Here is a 14,522-nt window from a genome sequence, read left to right as displayed (position 1 = left end):
TTACATTAAATTCAATTAGTTAGGTTGAATCCGATAAGAAACATTACATTACAATACAGAATAAAAAGAAAAACCCTACAAGCTTGTAAGGGTTTTCCTACGCGATGAATGGATAAATAGAAAGGAAGGACTAAATTTGGGTTAAAAACTCGTCTGACCATTTCAAAGCCGCTAGATACGTACCCTGCAGATCATCGAGATCCTGACCACTTTCAATGCTACGTTGATTGGAATATCTGTCCACCAAATCCAACGTCTCTCCTACACGCCCTACTCGATGAACAATGGCATTGATAAACTCATTCGGTAAGGGTAGCTCGCCCAAGACCTCTTCTAAAGGCATGCCTGTACAAACGTCCATCATAGACAGCATACCGGCTAAGAAATATTTATCTTGATTATCATAAGAGCGGTAAATGGCCATCAGCTCTGCGTGCTTGGCTCGAATAATAATCTGCTCAAGCAAGGCGTGTTGCTCACCTATCATTTCTGACATCAAGAGCAAGTTGGTAAGCGCTTTTAATTTCTCCACACCAATGAGCATAATGGCCAAACGGACAGAATCAACCGATACCATCAATCCTGTCATCGGTGAGTTTAAATAGCGCAGCAATTTATGTACTAACCCAGCATCTTGACTGACAATTTGTTCAATATCATCTACATCAAGATTCGTTGTATCCAACAGTGAAGACATCAACCTCAGCAAGGTCATACTGTTCACACGAGAAGATTTAGCCGTCATCAATTCAGGCTTTTCAAAAAAGTAACCTTGGAAGTATTCCACTCCCAGCAAACGGCAAAACTGATAGTCTTCCCAGGTCTCCACTTTTTCCGCAATTAACTTAACCTCAAAGCCTCTTAATGCTTCAACTTGCTTATGAAAGCCGCCATGACCTAAAGATAAAATATCCAGTTTGACGTAATCCGCCAACTCGACAAAAGGCGTTAATTTACTTTCAAACACAAAATCGTCCAGTGCCAGCAAACAACCCGCACTTTTCCAACGCCTTAGCGCTGCTAACAGGTTGGCATCAAAGCCAGCTGTTTCAAGCACTTCAACCACAAGGTTTTCACGACTGGTCGGTATACCATTGGCACTTAATAAGTAAGAACGAGGAAAATTCACAAAAGCTTTATTGCAGCCTACTAAGTTTTCCATACCCAATTCAAACATACTGGCCGAAAGAACTTGAGCTGTCGCGCCTACCTCATCCACCACATCAGCGTGATGAGCGAGCACACTCTTACGGTACAATAGCTCATAGCCCATGACGGCTAAATGCTCGTCTACTATCGGCTGTCGTGCTACAGCAACATCAGAATGAACACAGGTTTCCTGCTCTGCCATACTTAATCCATCAGTCTCAAATTAACTAGTGTAAACTTACAGTGTCTCAATATTGTCGCAAAATTGCCATTGGGTGAAGACAATAATCTTGGTAAGATGGTCGGCTATATAAAGAAAAAAATCCTGTGGGGAAAATAATGCCAGTCTACCGCTCCAAAACAACCACCTCTGGCCGTAATATGGCAGGGGCTCGCGCTCTTTGGCGCGCAACCGGTATGAAAGACGATGACTTTCAAAAACCTATCATCGCCGTTGCCAATTCATTCACACAATTTGTACCCGGTCATGTACATCTAAAAGACCTAGGACAATTGGTCTGCCGAGAAATTGAAGAAGCCGGAGGCGTCGCCAAAGAATTTAATACCATTGCTGTCGATGATGGCATCGCTATGGGCCATGACGGTATGCTATACAGTTTACCATCACGAGACCTGATTGCAGACTCTGTTGAGTACATGGTCAATGCTCACTGTGCCGACGCGCTTGTCTGTATTTCTAACTGTGACAAGATCACCCCTGGAATGCTGATGGCCGCCATGCGTCTTAACATTCCAGTTATTTTCGTGTCCGGCGGTCCAATGGAAGCAGGTAAAACGAAACTGTCTGAGCACAAATTGGATCTCGTTGATGCCATGGTCATTGCCGCCGATTCCTCTGCCTCTGATGAAAAGGTAGCAGAATACGAGCGTTCTGCTTGTCCTACCTGTGGTTCCTGTTCTGGTATGTTTACCGCTAACTCAATGAATTGTTTGACCGAAGCTCTAGGCTTGAGCCTGCCGGGTAACGGCACCACTTTGGCGACCCACTCAGATCGTCATCGCCTGTTCGTTGAAGCAGGACGTCGCATTGTCGACATTACCAAGCGCTACTACGAGAATGACGAATTGCATTGGGCACCTCGTGCCATCGCCAATTTTGAAGCCTTTGAAAACGCGATGACACTAGACATCGCCATGGGCGGATCCACTAACACCATTCTGCATTTACTTGCCATTGCACGTGAAGCGGGTGTGGACTTTACCATGGAAGACATTGACCATTTATCTCGTCGAGTCCCTCAGCTTTGTAAGGTCGCTCCAAACTCCCCCCAATATCATATTGAAGATGTTCACAGAGCGGGCGGTATTTTTGGCCTGTTAGGTGAAATCGATCGCGCTGGTTTATTGCACAACCAATGTCACACTGTGCATGCTGAGACAATGGAAAAAGCGCTTCAAACTTGGGATATTATGCGTTCACCTACCCCAGAAGTTGTTGAGTTTTTCAAAGCCGGTCCGGCTGGTATTCCAACCCAAACCGCGTTCAGTCAATCCACTCGCTGGCCAACATTAGATGGCGACCGTGAGAACGGCTGCATTCGCTCACTTGAAAACGCTTTCTCTTTAGAAGGCGGCCTAGCCGTGCTGTATGGCAACATCGCCCTAGACGGTTGTGTGGTTAAAAGCGCTGGGGTCGATGAGTCATGCTTAGTCTTTGAAGGCCCAGCCCACATGACAGAGTCTCAAGACGAAGCGGTAAAAAACATTCTTGATGACAAGGTAAAAGCCGGTGAAGTTGTCATTGTGCGCTACGAAGGACCAAAAGGCGGACCTGGTATGCAGGAAATGCTTTACCCCACGTCTTACATCAAATCTAAAGGCTTAGGAAAAGATTGCGCCCTGCTGACAGACGGACGCTTTTCTGGCGGTACATCTGGTTTATCAATCGGCCACGTTTCACCAGAAGCAGCTGCTGGCGGAGCCATTGGTCTGGTTGAAAATGGCGACATCATTCGCATCGACATTCCAAATCGCACCATCAATGTGATACTCAGCGATGATGAACTAGCGACTCGTCGCGCGGCGATGGAAGCCAAAGGTGCAGCGGCTTGGAAGCCAGCACAAGAACGTCCGCGCAAAGTATCGCCAGCGTTGAAAGTCTATGCACATTTTGCGACCAGCGCAGACAAAGGTGCGGTTCGAGATCTGAGTCAACTAGACTAGTTGTCCATCGACTCTACTAAGGCCGCTTTGCCAACTTAACGGCAGCGGCCTTTTTTAATCAATTAGGAAACAACATGCTGAGTTATCGCCATATATACCATGCGGGCAACCATGCTGACATTTTAAAGCACATTACCATGAGCCAGATTTGTCGCCATTTCATTAAGAAAGACACGCCTTTCTTTTACTTGGACACCCACGCGGGTATTGGCCAATACGAGCTTAATTCAGAACAAGCGCAGAAGAACAAAGAATTTCACTCTGGCATCAGTCGATTATTGTCTGAACTGACTGTACCAGAAGCCGTCGAAGGACTACTTGAGATTGTCCGAGAGATGAACCCAACGGATCAATTAGAATATTACCCTGGCAGCCCAAAGGTCGTGGATTATTACACTCGACAAAAAGACAAACTTCACCTGTGTGAATTGCACCCAAACGACTATCCTTTATTAGCGGCTTTGTTTCCTCAGAAGCGAAAAGCCAATGTGGTAAAAGAGAATGGCTTTGCTGCGGTAAAAGCCATGCTACCTCCTCCACAAAAACGTGGTTTCGTATTGATGGACCCGCCTTATGAGGTAAAAAAGGATTACCAATATGTTGTGAAGTCATTGGAAGAAGGCTATAAACGTTTCCCTCAGGGTACTTTTGCAATCTGGTATCCTGTCTTAGGTCGTCAGCAAGCTGATAATTTATTGAAGTCAGTGAAAACAACCAATATCCGAAACGTCTTGCTATTAGAACTCAATGTCCGAGACACAGAAAAAGAGCGCGGCATGGCTGGAAGTGGCATGATCATTGTGAACCCACCTTGGACACTAGAACAAGACGCTAAGGAGTTTATGCCATTTTTGAAAAAAACACTGGCTGAAGACCAAGAGGCGAACTACCAGATTACATGGATAACGCCTGAATAAACTGATTTTGCATTAAGGAGAGCGTCAATGAGCAACTCTTTTGAACAAGCTTTTAAGCACATGCCGACGCCAGCTTTTATCATCGAAAGCAGCACGGGAAACTTAATTTCTTACAATCGTAATTTCGAAGTATTGTTTGAAAACTGGAATGCAACACCACCAGATTCCTGGTTAAACTTAAGCGAAGAAGCTAATTCCGTTGAAGATTGGCAGATTCTGAACCATAAGATACAGCAAGGTAATATCGAGCGTTGTGAAACATTCATTCGTGTCGGTGATAACCTCATCAATATTCAACTTGAATTACAACACTTAGAAGAGTCAGTGTTAGCCTGCGTCTATCATACAGACCACATGGATTTATCTGCAGCCGAGAACACTCTGCTGAAATTTGCGCTGACAGAGTCGTCTGCTGGCTTATGGATCTGGGAAACCGAATCTGACCTTGTCTCTTGCTCAAAGTCCATTGCCAACCTGCTAAAGTGCAGTGTGGAAGACACGCCGCGCTCCACTGCTGACTGGCATAAACTGGTTCACCCTGATGATGTCCAACAATTGGACGCTGTGGTCAATGAGCATGTGGCTTTAAATCAAGATTACTATGAAGCCGAATACCGAATTTTAAATGGCGATCAAGAATACATTTGGGTCAAAGAGCGCGGTCGAACCTACACAAAAACCCCAGGTAGTAAAATCAAGAAGGTGATCGGCTTCGTGGTTGATATTAGCCATCAAAAAGCCTTAGAAGATCACTTACGAAACCAAGCTACGTTTGATGAATTGACCGGATTATTGACCCGCAGCTCTGCACTGACGCACTTTAAAAAGCAGCTTGGCTTAGCGAAACGTCAATACACCCCATTAACCATGGCAAAAATTCATTTGGATGCCAACGACAGACTAAGCCATTTGCCAATGGAATCTCGTAACATCGCCATCCAAACCTCAGCACGATACATTTATAAAAAAATTCGTGAGGCCGACGTACTGGCGCGTGTTGAAGCCGATAAATTGTTGCTACTATTGCCAAATACCAGTGTCAAAGATGCCAATAATTTATTAACCAATCTGATTAACCCTAAAGAAGACGAAAAGGCGATTTTGTCAGAAGGCAATTCTGACCCTACGGACTTCTGCATCGGCATCGCCGCTTTCCCTGAAGACGGTGAAAGCATCGAAGAGCTAGCCTTAAGCGCCAATCAAGCGGTGGAAGAAGGGCAGAAAAAATGCGCGCAAATTGTCGTTAACTAAACATGGCTAACATCTACAAAAACGTCACCGACTGGTGACGTTTTAAATTATTTACTTACGCTTATTAAACGTCACCTTGCAGGGTCAACAGTACTCGACGAACACCACCATAGTCCCGATGCTCACCGAGGTAAATCCCTTGCCAAGTCCCTAAACGCAATTGTTGATTGGTGACGGGGATAGTCAAAGAGGATCCTAGCATACTGGCTTTTATGTGAGCTGGCATGTCATCACTACCTTCGTATACGTGCTCATAATATGGCTGATTTTCTGGCACCATATGAGAAAAGTGCCTTTCCATATCGCGGCGCACCGACGGGTCTGCATTTTCATTGATCGTCAATGATGCAGAAGTATGCAATAACTGTATGTGCAAAAGGCCAATAGACACAGCGGACATCTTTGCCAAAGCTTGCTCAATACGATGGGTAATCAAATGAAAGCCACGTTGATGAGCAGGTAATTGCACTTCAATCTGTTGCCACATGATCAACTACTCTGCGCTGGTTCTTTGATACACTGAGAAACGATAATCGTACGGGTTCGGTCCTTCTGCTGCAAAAGACTCTTCCGCCATGACCGTAAAAGACGGCCAATCCACTTCAGGGAAAAAAGCATCGCCATTCACCTCGGCGTCCACATGAGTGATGTATAATCGATCGGCTTTCGGCAATGCCAATTCATAAATCTGCGCACCACCAATTACCATGACTTCCTCTTGACCATCCACCAGGCAAATGTCTTCCCCAAGTGAAATAGCTTGCTCTAACGAGGACACCACATCAATGCCATCTGCCTGATAATTCGCATCACGAGTAATCACAATGTTACGACGGCCCGGCAATGGCTTACCAATCGATTCAAAGGTCTTACGTCCCATCACAATTGGCTTGCCCATGGTCGCTTGCTTGAAGTATTTAAGGTCATTTGGTAAATGCCAAGGCAGCGAATTATTAATACCTATGGTTCGGTTCGTAGACATAGCAACAATAAGTGACAACATAAATGGATACCTTCTCAATCTATGCTCGAATAGTCCAATCCAAGCCTGATATAATCTTTGCCAAACATTATACCTATGGCGACGTAGAATGCATTGTTCCTCATACATTGCCAGTCACCGCCATAGACTAACGAGAGTACATGGTATGAAGCAATATTTAGATCTGTGCCAGCGCATCGTCAATCAAGGTGAGTGGGTCAACAATGAACGTACAGGTAAGCGCTGCCTAACCGTTATTAATGCCGATCTTACCTATGATGTCAGCAAAGGCGAATTTCCACTCGTTACCACACGGAAAAGTTTCTGGAAATCGGCCATTGCAGAAATCATTGGTTACTTACGTGGCTATGACAATGCGGCAGACTTCCGTGCGTTGGGCACTAAAACATGGGACGCTAATGCCAACGAAAATCAAGTTTGGCTAAACAATCCTCATCGAAAAGGTGAAGATGACATGGGGCTTTGCTATGGTGCCATTGGCCGTCATTTCCCAAAGCCAGACGGTGGCCATATTGATCTATTAAAACAAATTATTGATGATCTAAGCCGTGGTGTGGATAACCGAGGGGAAATTCTTACCTTTTATCACCCTGGCGCGTTTCACATGGCTTGCCTTCGTCCTTGCATGTACAGTCATCACTTTTCATTGCTTGGCGATACGCTTTATCTAAACAGCACCCAGCGCAGTTGTGATGTGCCACTTGGCTTAAATTTCAACATGGTTCAGGTTTATGTATTACTTGCCATCGTTGCGCAAATTACAGGCAAAAAACCAGGCCAAGCCTTTCATAAGATAGTGAACGCTCACATCTACGAAGACCAGCTAGAATTAATGCGTGACGTACAACTGAAGCGTGAGCCTTACCCATTACCAAGATTAAAAATCAATCCAGACATTCAATCTCTAAAAGACATAGAAAGCTGGGTCACTATGGACGACTTTGAAGTAGAAGGTTACCAATTCCATGAACCTATCGCTTACCCTTTCTCAGTGTAAGCCATCCCCGTACACTATCTACATAATTAAAAACGGCGAGTAATCTACTCGCCGTTTTTAATTATTCAGTTTACAGGCTGCTCTAACTCTTGGATTAAATAACCTATCTCTTCGGTTTTTTCGAGCAGAAGTTGACTGGCATCGGCCAACCCTTTGTTATAAAAATAGGGGCCGATTTCTTTACTAAAAAACGCCAGCAAAAACTCTGCTTCAAAACCCCCAATGTCTAAATCCAATTCGTCAGTAAAATATTTTTTAATTTTACTGACGATTACATCCGTCTCTTGCTGAGTAAATTCCATCGCCCTTCCCTTATGTCAGCTTGTCTATTTTTGAGGATAAAGGTTGCGTTTGAAACCCTCTACCAAAAGTACGGCACCCAACACGACCATAGGCAAAGACAACAGTTGACCTTGCGTCAACCAGCCCCATGCAAGATATCCAATCTGCACATCCGGCTCACGAACAAACTCAACTAAGATTCTGAATACTCCATAGCAGAGCAAAAACAGGCCTGATACACAGTAACGAGGTTTGGAACGTTGCGAGAAGAACCAGAGAATGGCAAACAGCGCCACACCCTCTAATGCGAACTGGTACAACTGAGAAGGATGACGAGCCAATTGCAATGGATCATTTGGAAAAATCATCGCCCATGACACATCGGTCGGTTTCCCCCAAAGCTCACCACCGATGAAATTACCTATGCGCCCAGCACCTAGACCAATCGGCACAAAAGGCGCTAAAAAGTCCGTCACATCCACAAGATGCTTCTGATATTTGCGAGCAAACACATACATGGCCACAATCACACCCAATAAGCCACCATGGAAAGACATGCCACCTTCCCAAATACGTACCATAATCAGCGGATTGTCCACAAAGGCTGGAAATTGGTAGAACAGAATGTAACCAATACGGCCGCCTAAAATCACCCCGAGCGCACCATAAAATATTGCATCACTAACCATGTCTTTGGTCCACAAACCATTGGAGCGTTTGGCGCGATATGAACCAAATGCATACGCTCCAGCAAAACCAATCAGGTACATAATGCCGTACCAATGCACGGAGATTGGTCCAATCGAAATGGCGATAGGATCAATATTGGGATATGAAATCATAGAAAAGTACCAAACCTCTGGTAATACTAGCCCACTCGAGTGGTTTTAGATGGTCGAATTAAACGCTCAATATTCGCTTCACGCATCAAGCGAGTCATGGTTTGCACTACAGTTTCGGCATGTGACAAGCTCATGACTTCGTTTAACATATCTTGTGATTGTGACAGGGAAAGGTTGCGAATCACCGCTTTCACCTTCGGTAGACTGGTAGAGCTCATTGACAGCACGTCATAACCCATCGCCATAAGCAAAATCGCCCCCATTGGATCACCCGCCATTTCACCACAAACACTTAAGCCAACGCCTTCATCCTTCACCTGATCGACAATACTGGCTAAAGCATGCAATACCGATGGATGGAAAGAGTTATATAAATCGGCAACACGAGGATTATTTCGATCAACCGCCAATAAATACTGAGTTAAATCATTACTACCAACCGATAGGAAATCCACCATTTTCGCCAAGGATTTGGCTTGATAAACAGCGGCGGGAATCTCAATCATGACACCGACTTTCGGCATCTTAACGTCATAACCTTCTTCTTTCACTTCCGCATAAGCACGACGAATTAGCGCTAAGGCCTCTTCCACTTCGGCCACGTTAGAAATCATCGGCAACATAATTTTCAAGTTATGCAACTCTGCACTGGCTTTAATCATGGCACGAATTTGTGCCATAAAAATTTCCAAATGATCGAGTGTTACTCGAATACCACGCCAACCTAAGAAAGGATTCGCCTCTGCAATTGGAAAATAAGGCAGAGCTTTATCCCCCCCAATATCCAAAGTACGAACAGTAACAGGCGCAGGCGCAAAACCTTCAAGCTGCTGGCGGTAAATAACGACCTGTTCTGCTTCGGTCGGAAAACGATCACGCACCATAAAAGGCACTTCAGTTCGATACAAACCGATGCCTTCGGCGCCACGATCCAATGAGCGCGCCACATCCGCTGATAAACCAGTATTCACGAACAAGGATAGTCGCTGACCGTCTAACGTCTCACAGGGTAGATCCTTAAGACTTTCATACTCTTCTTCCAGTAAACGCTCTTCATCAACAATTTGCTGATAATTATCAATTAATGCTTCAGAGGGGTAGGTAAAGACCTGACCTTGGTAACCATCGACAATCAAGTCTGCTTTATCTAATTGAGCATAGGGAAGGTCTAACGCACCCATGACTGTTGGTATGCCCATTGCACGAGCTAAGATCGCCACATGAGAGTTACCCGACCCCATCACCGACACTAAGCCTTTGATCTTATCAATGGGGATCTCACCAAGCATAGAAGCCGTCAACTCTTCACCAATAATAATGGCAGGTTCACTGAAACGCTCAACGATATTAGGGGCTTTTTCTTGTAAATGGGACAGAATTCGACGGCCTAAATCCCGTAGATCCGATGCCCGTTCACGTAGATAAGGATCATCCATACGATCAAATTGTAGAATGTGAGCTTTAATCACTTGGCGCAATGCACCTTGTGCCCACTGACCTTCTTTGATCTTTTTAACGACTTCTCCGGCAATCGAATTGTCATCTAAGATTTTTAGATAAACATCGAATAACGCTTTTTCATCCACTGATAAATGCTGGCTAATGCGATTACTGGCGTCTCTGATATCACGTCTAACCGCATCCAATGCCTGATAAAAATCGTCAATTTCTTGTTCTGGATTGGTCGTTTCACGATCAGGAATCACATCCAGATCGGCAGGTGGGAACACCACCACACCACGACCAATCGCAACACCCGAACTACCAGGTACGCCTTTATAACGAAAATCCGCACCACGCGGCGTAGCATTGGCATTCAGATTAGTGATAGCACCAGTCGCCTCAGCATGAGCAATAACACCCGCTAATTGCGCTGACAAAGTGATTAAGAAAGCTTCTTCACCTTCATCAAAACGGCGCTTTTCTTCATGCTGAACCACCAGCACGCCCAGCACTTGTCGATGATGAATAATGGGCACACCAAGAAAGGAGCGGTAACGCTCTTCTCCTGTCCCCTTAAGATAATGAAACGAAGGGTGGATATGGGCGTCTTCTAGATTGACAGGCTCAGCGCGACGGCCAACTAAACTGACCAGACCTTCATCTGATTTTAAGCTCACACTGCCGGCCATATCTGCGTTCAATCCTCGGGTTGCCATCAAGACATATTCTGAGGTATTGCTGTCTACTAGATAAATTGAACACACTTCAGCACGCATAGCACGACGAACACGACGGACAATAATATCCAATGCGGAAGACAAAGATTGTGCTGCCGTCACCTCTTGTGTGATACGTCTTAATAAACCTAGCATAGCTCTCCCATTGTGCTGATTACCTCCCCTCTAAATGATGAACATCATCACTTATCTAATCGTCGATGAGCACTTTGACTTAGCTCTTTTAGAGCCCGTCTGTACACATCTTTTTTAAACGCGACAACTTGTCCAAGTGGGTACCAATAACTTACCCAGCGCCAGCCATCAAACTCAGGACACTCTGTTCCATCCACACATACCGACGCATCTGAGCATCGGATAGAGAGCAAAAACCATTTCTGTTTTTGCCCTATACACAAAGGTTTACTATTGTGTCTTAACATGCGTTTCGGGAGACGATAACGTAACCAACCCCTTGTTTTTCCAATAATTTCAACCTGATCTGGATTGAGACCTACTTCTTCTTTCAGTTCTCGATACAAAGCTTCTTCAGGCGTTTCATCAGATTTGATACCGCCTTGGGGGAACTGCCACGCGTTTTGTCCTACACGTCTCGCCCAAAGAAGTTGGCCACGCTCGTTCATCAGTATGATGCCCACATTCGGCCTATATCCGTCTGCATCAATCACGAGCTATCACCTTCTAATATAAGAATAAATTAGATTCATTGTTCCATAATTCGCCCATTCGCACAATTAAGACTAATGTTATTTATTGTCTCTAAGGCTATAATTTCCGCACTTCATACCAATTAAGGACCAACCGTGACACTCGCAATCTTTGATCTAGATGGCACCCTACTCAGTGGTGATAGTGATTATTCTTGGGGACAATTTTTAGTTGAAAAAGGCTTAGTAGATACGCAAGTCTATCAGGCCGCTAATGACAAGTTTTTCAAACAATATCAAGCTGGCACGCTCGACATACATGAGTATTTAGCCTTTAGCCTGGCGCCTTTGACTGACTACTCAGAACAAGAGTTAGCGCAATTACACCATGACTTTATGGCTGAGAAAGTACAGCCAATGATGCAACAGAAAGCCGCTGAATTGCTGAAACAACACAAACAACAAGGACATTTCTTACTCTTGATTACTGCAACCAATCAGTTTGTCACAGGTCCAATTTCAGAGGCGTTAGAGATGGACCACATCATCGCCCCTGTACCTGAAGTAATAGAAGGCCGCTACACAGGTAAGGTTGTAGGTGTGCCTAGCTTCCAAGAAGGTAAAGTCACTCGTCTTAATGATTGGTTGGCGGACACAGGTCACAGTATGGAAGGCAGTTATTTTTACAGTGACTCACGAAATGATTTACCCTTATTAGAGTTGGTGACACATCCAGTGGCGGTCGATGCCGATGACACCCTAAGTAAAGTTGCCGCAGAGCGTGGTTGGCCACACATTTCTTTACGTGACTAAACTGCTCAAAAATGAAAATTGTCCCCATAAAAAAGCGCCCTTGAGGCGCTTTTTTACACGATATTACAATCCCATATTATTGTGAATGCGATAAAACAAGGCTTTTAAATATTCTGTTTCCGCAATGGCTGGGTGAACCGGATGGTCTGGCGCCTGAGTACCACGATAAATCAACTGTGAGAAACGCTCTAATTGACGACTGTTGCTGCGCACAATGTCATGCAGACGATTGGTTTCCAAATGCATTGAGCAAGAGCCTGTCACAAGAATCCCACCTTTTGCTACCAAACGCATCGCCAACTGATTTGCTCTATGGTACGCCCCTTCCCCGGCTTTAATGTCTTTGCGACGGGCAATAAAAGCTGGAGGGTCCATAATCACGACATCAAAACGCTCTTTGTCTTCAATCAAAGACTGCATAGCCTCAAACGCATCGCCGTGCATCAAGTTAGCATCACCTTCATATTGGTTCAATTTGAGGTTCGCATCCACATGACCTAAGGCACTTTCAGACGCATCAATAAAAGTCACATCCGTGGCACCAGCATACGCGGCTTGCACTCCCCAACCACCAACGTATGAAAAAACATCCAATACGCGTTTGCCATCACAAAAACCTTGCATGGTCTTACGATTTTCTCGGTGATCATAAAACCAACCGGTTTTTTGACCATCCCAAACAGGTGCTTGAAACAACACACCATTCTCTTGCAAGAAGACCACTTCTGGCACCGTTCCGAAAGCTTCTTCGACGTAAGAGTCTAATCCTTCAATTTGGCGCATTTTGCCGTCATTCTTTACTAAAATTGCGGTCGGCTTAACCACATCTTGTAATGCTTCAATCACTTCTGACTTGACCCGTTCCATGCCTGCCGTCGAAATTTGCACGACTAAAATATCAGCAAAACGATCGACCACTAAACCAGACAAGCCATCAGAATCCCCAAATACTAAACGATAGTAAGGCGCTGGATAGGTCATTTCACGCAATGACAAGGCAATTTTAAGACGGTGGACTAGCGTGGATTTATTCAATACCGTATCAGTACTTCGACTAATTAAACGTCCACAAATAAGGGTATTAGGGTTAATCGTTGCGACCCCTAGAGGTTTACCTTGAGCCGATTCAACAACCACTTGATCACCAGGCGAAAATTGCTTTAATGGCGTCTGCGATGTATTTACTTCATTACTATAAATCCATTGATGCCCAGCTCTAATACGTCTGTCTACCTGACCTTTTAGTCGAATTACACTCAAAATGCTCACCTAAGTTGTTTAAAACGATTATTTTAAAAAGCGCTATTATAGTGGCTAAAAACACAATTGCTATGGAATAAACACCAATCGTTTGCTTTACTCAACATAACACCGTTGTAAAGAAATTCGTATGAAATCATCTGTTAATGAAAGCCAGCTAGGTCGCATCCTTCGAGGTATTAGCATTCCGCCCCAGCCTCAGGTAATGGTTGACCTTCACATGGAACAAGCGATGCCATATCCGGACATGGAGCGCATTGCAAATATCATTGCGCAAGACGTTAGTATCTCGGCTGCCGTTCTAAAACTCGTTAACTCTAACGTTTTTGGTTTAGATCAAAAAATCGCTTCGATTCAACAGGCCGTTGTCTTACTTGGCACTGACAGTGTTACTAACCTAGTTAATGGGCTTGCCGTTAAAAGTGAATTATCTGACGACACCATACAATCCTTACACAGCTTTTGGGACACCGCCACCGATGTGGCCGCCATCAGTTCCAGCCTAGCAAACCAACTCAACTTTAAATACCAAGATGAATGCTACGCACTAGGTCTTTTCCATAATGCTGGCATGCCATTGATGATGAAGCGTTTTGAAAATTATCAAAAAGTGATTGAAAAAGCCTACCAAAGCATCGAGTTTGCCTTAACCGATGTCGAAAACAAAACCTTTAAAACCAATCACTCTGTCATTGGCTATTATCTAGCAAAGTCTTGGGGCTTATCGAAAAGCTGCTGCATGGTGATCGCGGAACACCATAGAGTAGACATCTTATTCCGCAACCGCCTACCAGACAATCAACTGCATTTGTCTTTCGCGGCAATCTTAAAAATGGCCGAACACATAGCCTCAGCCTACCAGCATATTGGTGGTGCAAATGAAGATCATGAATGGAACAGCATAAAACATCATGCCTTAGATCATTTCGAACTTACCGAGTATGACTTCGATGGTTTGGTCGAAGTCTGTCATGAACAAGGCCTGGGCTTGAATTAA

Annotated in this window: 14 protein-coding genes; 6 read left to right on the top strand and 8 right to left on the bottom strand. The window is 44.6% G+C overall.

All coding sequences use genetic code 11. The annotated features are described in order from the left end of the window. Nucleotides 1-130 precede the first annotated feature (130 nt). Nucleotides 131-1,351 (bottom strand): EAL and HDOD domain-containing protein, encoded by a 1,221-nt coding sequence (locus tag MAR181_RS03180; protein WP_013795166.1) that lies wholly within the window; start codon nucleotides 1,349-1,351, stop codon nucleotides 131-133. A 137-nt stretch (nucleotides 1,352-1,488) separates the two neighbouring features. Here MAR181_RS03180 and ilvD point away from each other — a divergent pair, with 137 nt between their 5' ends. From ilvD to MAR181_RS03165, 3 genes are all read left to right on the top strand, one after another. Further along, nucleotides 1,489-3,333: a dihydroxy-acid dehydratase gene (gene ilvD, locus MAR181_RS03175; protein WP_013795165.1), complete on the top strand. Its 1,845-nt coding sequence runs from the start codon at nucleotides 1,489-1,491 to the stop codon at nucleotides 3,331-3,333. A gap of 74 nt (nucleotides 3,334-3,407) precedes the next feature. Next, the gene (locus MAR181_RS03170) at nucleotides 3,408-4,250 is read left to right on the top strand and encodes a 23S rRNA (adenine(2030)-N(6))-methyltransferase RlmJ (protein ID WP_013795164.1); all 843 of its coding nucleotides are present in this window, start codon (nucleotides 3,408-3,410) and stop codon (nucleotides 4,248-4,250) included. A gap of 27 nt (nucleotides 4,251-4,277) precedes the next feature. Continuing rightward, on the top strand, nucleotides 4,278-5,501 hold the full coding sequence (locus tag MAR181_RS03165) for a sensor domain-containing diguanylate cyclase (RefSeq protein ID WP_013795163.1): 1,224 nt from the start codon (nucleotides 4,278-4,280) through the stop codon (nucleotides 5,499-5,501). Nucleotides 5,502-5,565: 64 nt separating this feature from the next. On the opposite strand, the gene MAR181_RS03160 is transcribed toward MAR181_RS03165, so the two are convergent. Both MAR181_RS03160 and folA read right to left on the bottom strand, forming a co-directional pair. Then, nucleotides 5,566-5,988 carry a secondary thiamine-phosphate synthase enzyme YjbQ gene (locus MAR181_RS03160; RefSeq protein ID WP_013795162.1) on the bottom strand — a complete coding sequence of 141 codons (423 nt, stop codon included), beginning with the start codon at nucleotides 5,986-5,988 and terminating at the stop codon, nucleotides 5,566-5,568. Between the two features lie 6 nt (nucleotides 5,989-5,994). After that, nucleotides 5,995-6,504 carry a type 3 dihydrofolate reductase gene (folA, locus tag MAR181_RS03155; protein ID WP_013795161.1) on the bottom strand — a complete coding sequence of 170 codons (510 nt, stop codon included), beginning with the start codon at nucleotides 6,502-6,504 and terminating at the stop codon, nucleotides 5,995-5,997. A gap of 145 nt (nucleotides 6,505-6,649) precedes the next feature. Between folA and MAR181_RS03150 the strand changes: the two genes are divergently transcribed. Beyond that, the gene (locus MAR181_RS03150; RefSeq protein WP_013795160.1) at nucleotides 6,650-7,501 is read left to right on the top strand and encodes a thymidylate synthase; all 852 of its coding nucleotides are present in this window, start codon (nucleotides 6,650-6,652) and stop codon (nucleotides 7,499-7,501) included. 65 nt (nucleotides 7,502-7,566) lie between these two features. On the opposite strand, the gene MAR181_RS03145 is transcribed toward MAR181_RS03150, so the two are convergent. From MAR181_RS03145 to MAR181_RS03130, 4 genes are read right to left on the bottom strand one after another with little or no spacing between them, the layout of a single operon-like run. Continuing rightward, a complete protein-coding gene (locus MAR181_RS03145) occupies nucleotides 7,567-7,803 on the bottom strand; it encodes a DUF2164 domain-containing protein (RefSeq protein ID WP_013795159.1) in 237 nt (78 codons plus the stop codon). A 24-nt stretch (nucleotides 7,804-7,827) separates the two neighbouring features. Next, nucleotides 7,828-8,625 carry a prolipoprotein diacylglyceryl transferase gene (lgt, locus tag MAR181_RS03140; protein WP_013795158.1) on the bottom strand — a complete coding sequence of 266 codons (798 nt, stop codon included), beginning with the start codon at nucleotides 8,623-8,625 and terminating at the stop codon, nucleotides 7,828-7,830. Nucleotides 8,626-8,651: 26 nt separating this feature from the next. Next, nucleotides 8,652-10,940: a phosphoenolpyruvate--protein phosphotransferase gene (gene ptsP, locus MAR181_RS03135; protein ID WP_013795157.1), complete on the bottom strand. Its 2,289-nt coding sequence runs from the start codon at nucleotides 10,938-10,940 to the stop codon at nucleotides 8,652-8,654. A 47-nt stretch (nucleotides 10,941-10,987) separates the two neighbouring features. Continuing rightward, on the bottom strand, nucleotides 10,988-11,473 hold the full coding sequence (locus tag MAR181_RS03130) for an RNA pyrophosphohydrolase (RefSeq protein WP_013795156.1): 486 nt from the start codon (nucleotides 11,471-11,473) through the stop codon (nucleotides 10,988-10,990). A 135-nt stretch (nucleotides 11,474-11,608) separates the two neighbouring features. Here MAR181_RS03130 and MAR181_RS03125 point away from each other — a divergent pair, with 135 nt between their 5' ends. Further along, nucleotides 11,609-12,265, top strand: a complete 657-nt coding sequence (locus MAR181_RS03125; RefSeq protein ID WP_013795155.1) for a histidinol-phosphatase — start codon at nucleotides 11,609-11,611, stop codon at nucleotides 12,263-12,265. A gap of 63 nt (nucleotides 12,266-12,328) precedes the next feature. Here the strand turns inward: MAR181_RS03125 and MAR181_RS03120 are convergent, their stop codons facing one another. Then, a complete protein-coding gene (locus tag MAR181_RS03120) occupies nucleotides 12,329-13,525 on the bottom strand; it encodes a class I SAM-dependent rRNA methyltransferase (RefSeq protein WP_013795154.1) in 1,197 nt (398 codons plus the stop codon). A gap of 130 nt (nucleotides 13,526-13,655) precedes the next feature. Between MAR181_RS03120 and MAR181_RS03115 the strand changes: the two genes are divergently transcribed. Further along, entirely contained in the window at nucleotides 13,656-14,522 is an 867-nt protein-coding gene (locus MAR181_RS03115) for an HDOD domain-containing protein (protein WP_013795153.1), read from the top strand.

The organism is Marinomonas posidonica IVIA-Po-181, from assembly GCF_000214215.1.
Classification (GTDB): domain Bacteria; phylum Pseudomonadota; class Gammaproteobacteria; order Pseudomonadales; family Marinomonadaceae; genus Marinomonas; species Marinomonas posidonica.
The sequence above is the reverse complement of the archived record's forward strand: the minus strand, read 5'-3'. Positions and strand labels throughout refer to the sequence as shown.

Coding starts and splice junctions, on each gene's coding strand:
- ilvD (WP_013795165.1), top strand. CDS start 1,489: ATGCCAGTCTACCGCTCCAAAACAACCACCTCTGGCCGTAATATGGCA.
- MAR181_RS03150 (WP_013795160.1), top strand. CDS start 6,650: ATGAAGCAATATTTAGATCTGTGCCAGCGCATCGTCAATCAAGGTGAG.
- ptsP (WP_013795157.1), bottom strand. CDS start 10,940: ATGCTAGGTTTATTAAGACGTATCACACAAGAGGTGACGGCAGCACAA.
- MAR181_RS03160 (WP_013795162.1), bottom strand. CDS start 5,988: ATGTGGCAACAGATTGAAGTGCAATTACCTGCTCATCAACGTGGCTTT.
- MAR181_RS03165 (WP_013795163.1), top strand. CDS start 4,278: ATGAGCAACTCTTTTGAACAAGCTTTTAAGCACATGCCGACGCCAGCT.
- MAR181_RS03115 (WP_013795153.1), top strand. CDS start 13,656: ATGAAATCATCTGTTAATGAAAGCCAGCTAGGTCGCATCCTTCGAGGT.
- folA (WP_013795161.1), bottom strand. CDS start 6,504: ATGTTGTCACTTATTGTTGCTATGTCTACGAACCGAACCATAGGTATT.
- MAR181_RS03170 (WP_013795164.1), top strand. CDS start 3,408: ATGCTGAGTTATCGCCATATATACCATGCGGGCAACCATGCTGACATT.
- MAR181_RS03180 (WP_013795166.1), bottom strand. CDS start 1,351: ATGGCAGAGCAGGAAACCTGTGTTCATTCTGATGTTGCTGTAGCACGA.
- MAR181_RS03145 (WP_013795159.1), bottom strand. CDS start 7,803: ATGGAATTTACTCAGCAAGAGACGGATGTAATCGTCAGTAAAATTAAA.
- lgt (WP_013795158.1), bottom strand. CDS start 8,625: ATGATTTCATATCCCAATATTGATCCTATCGCCATTTCGATTGGACCA.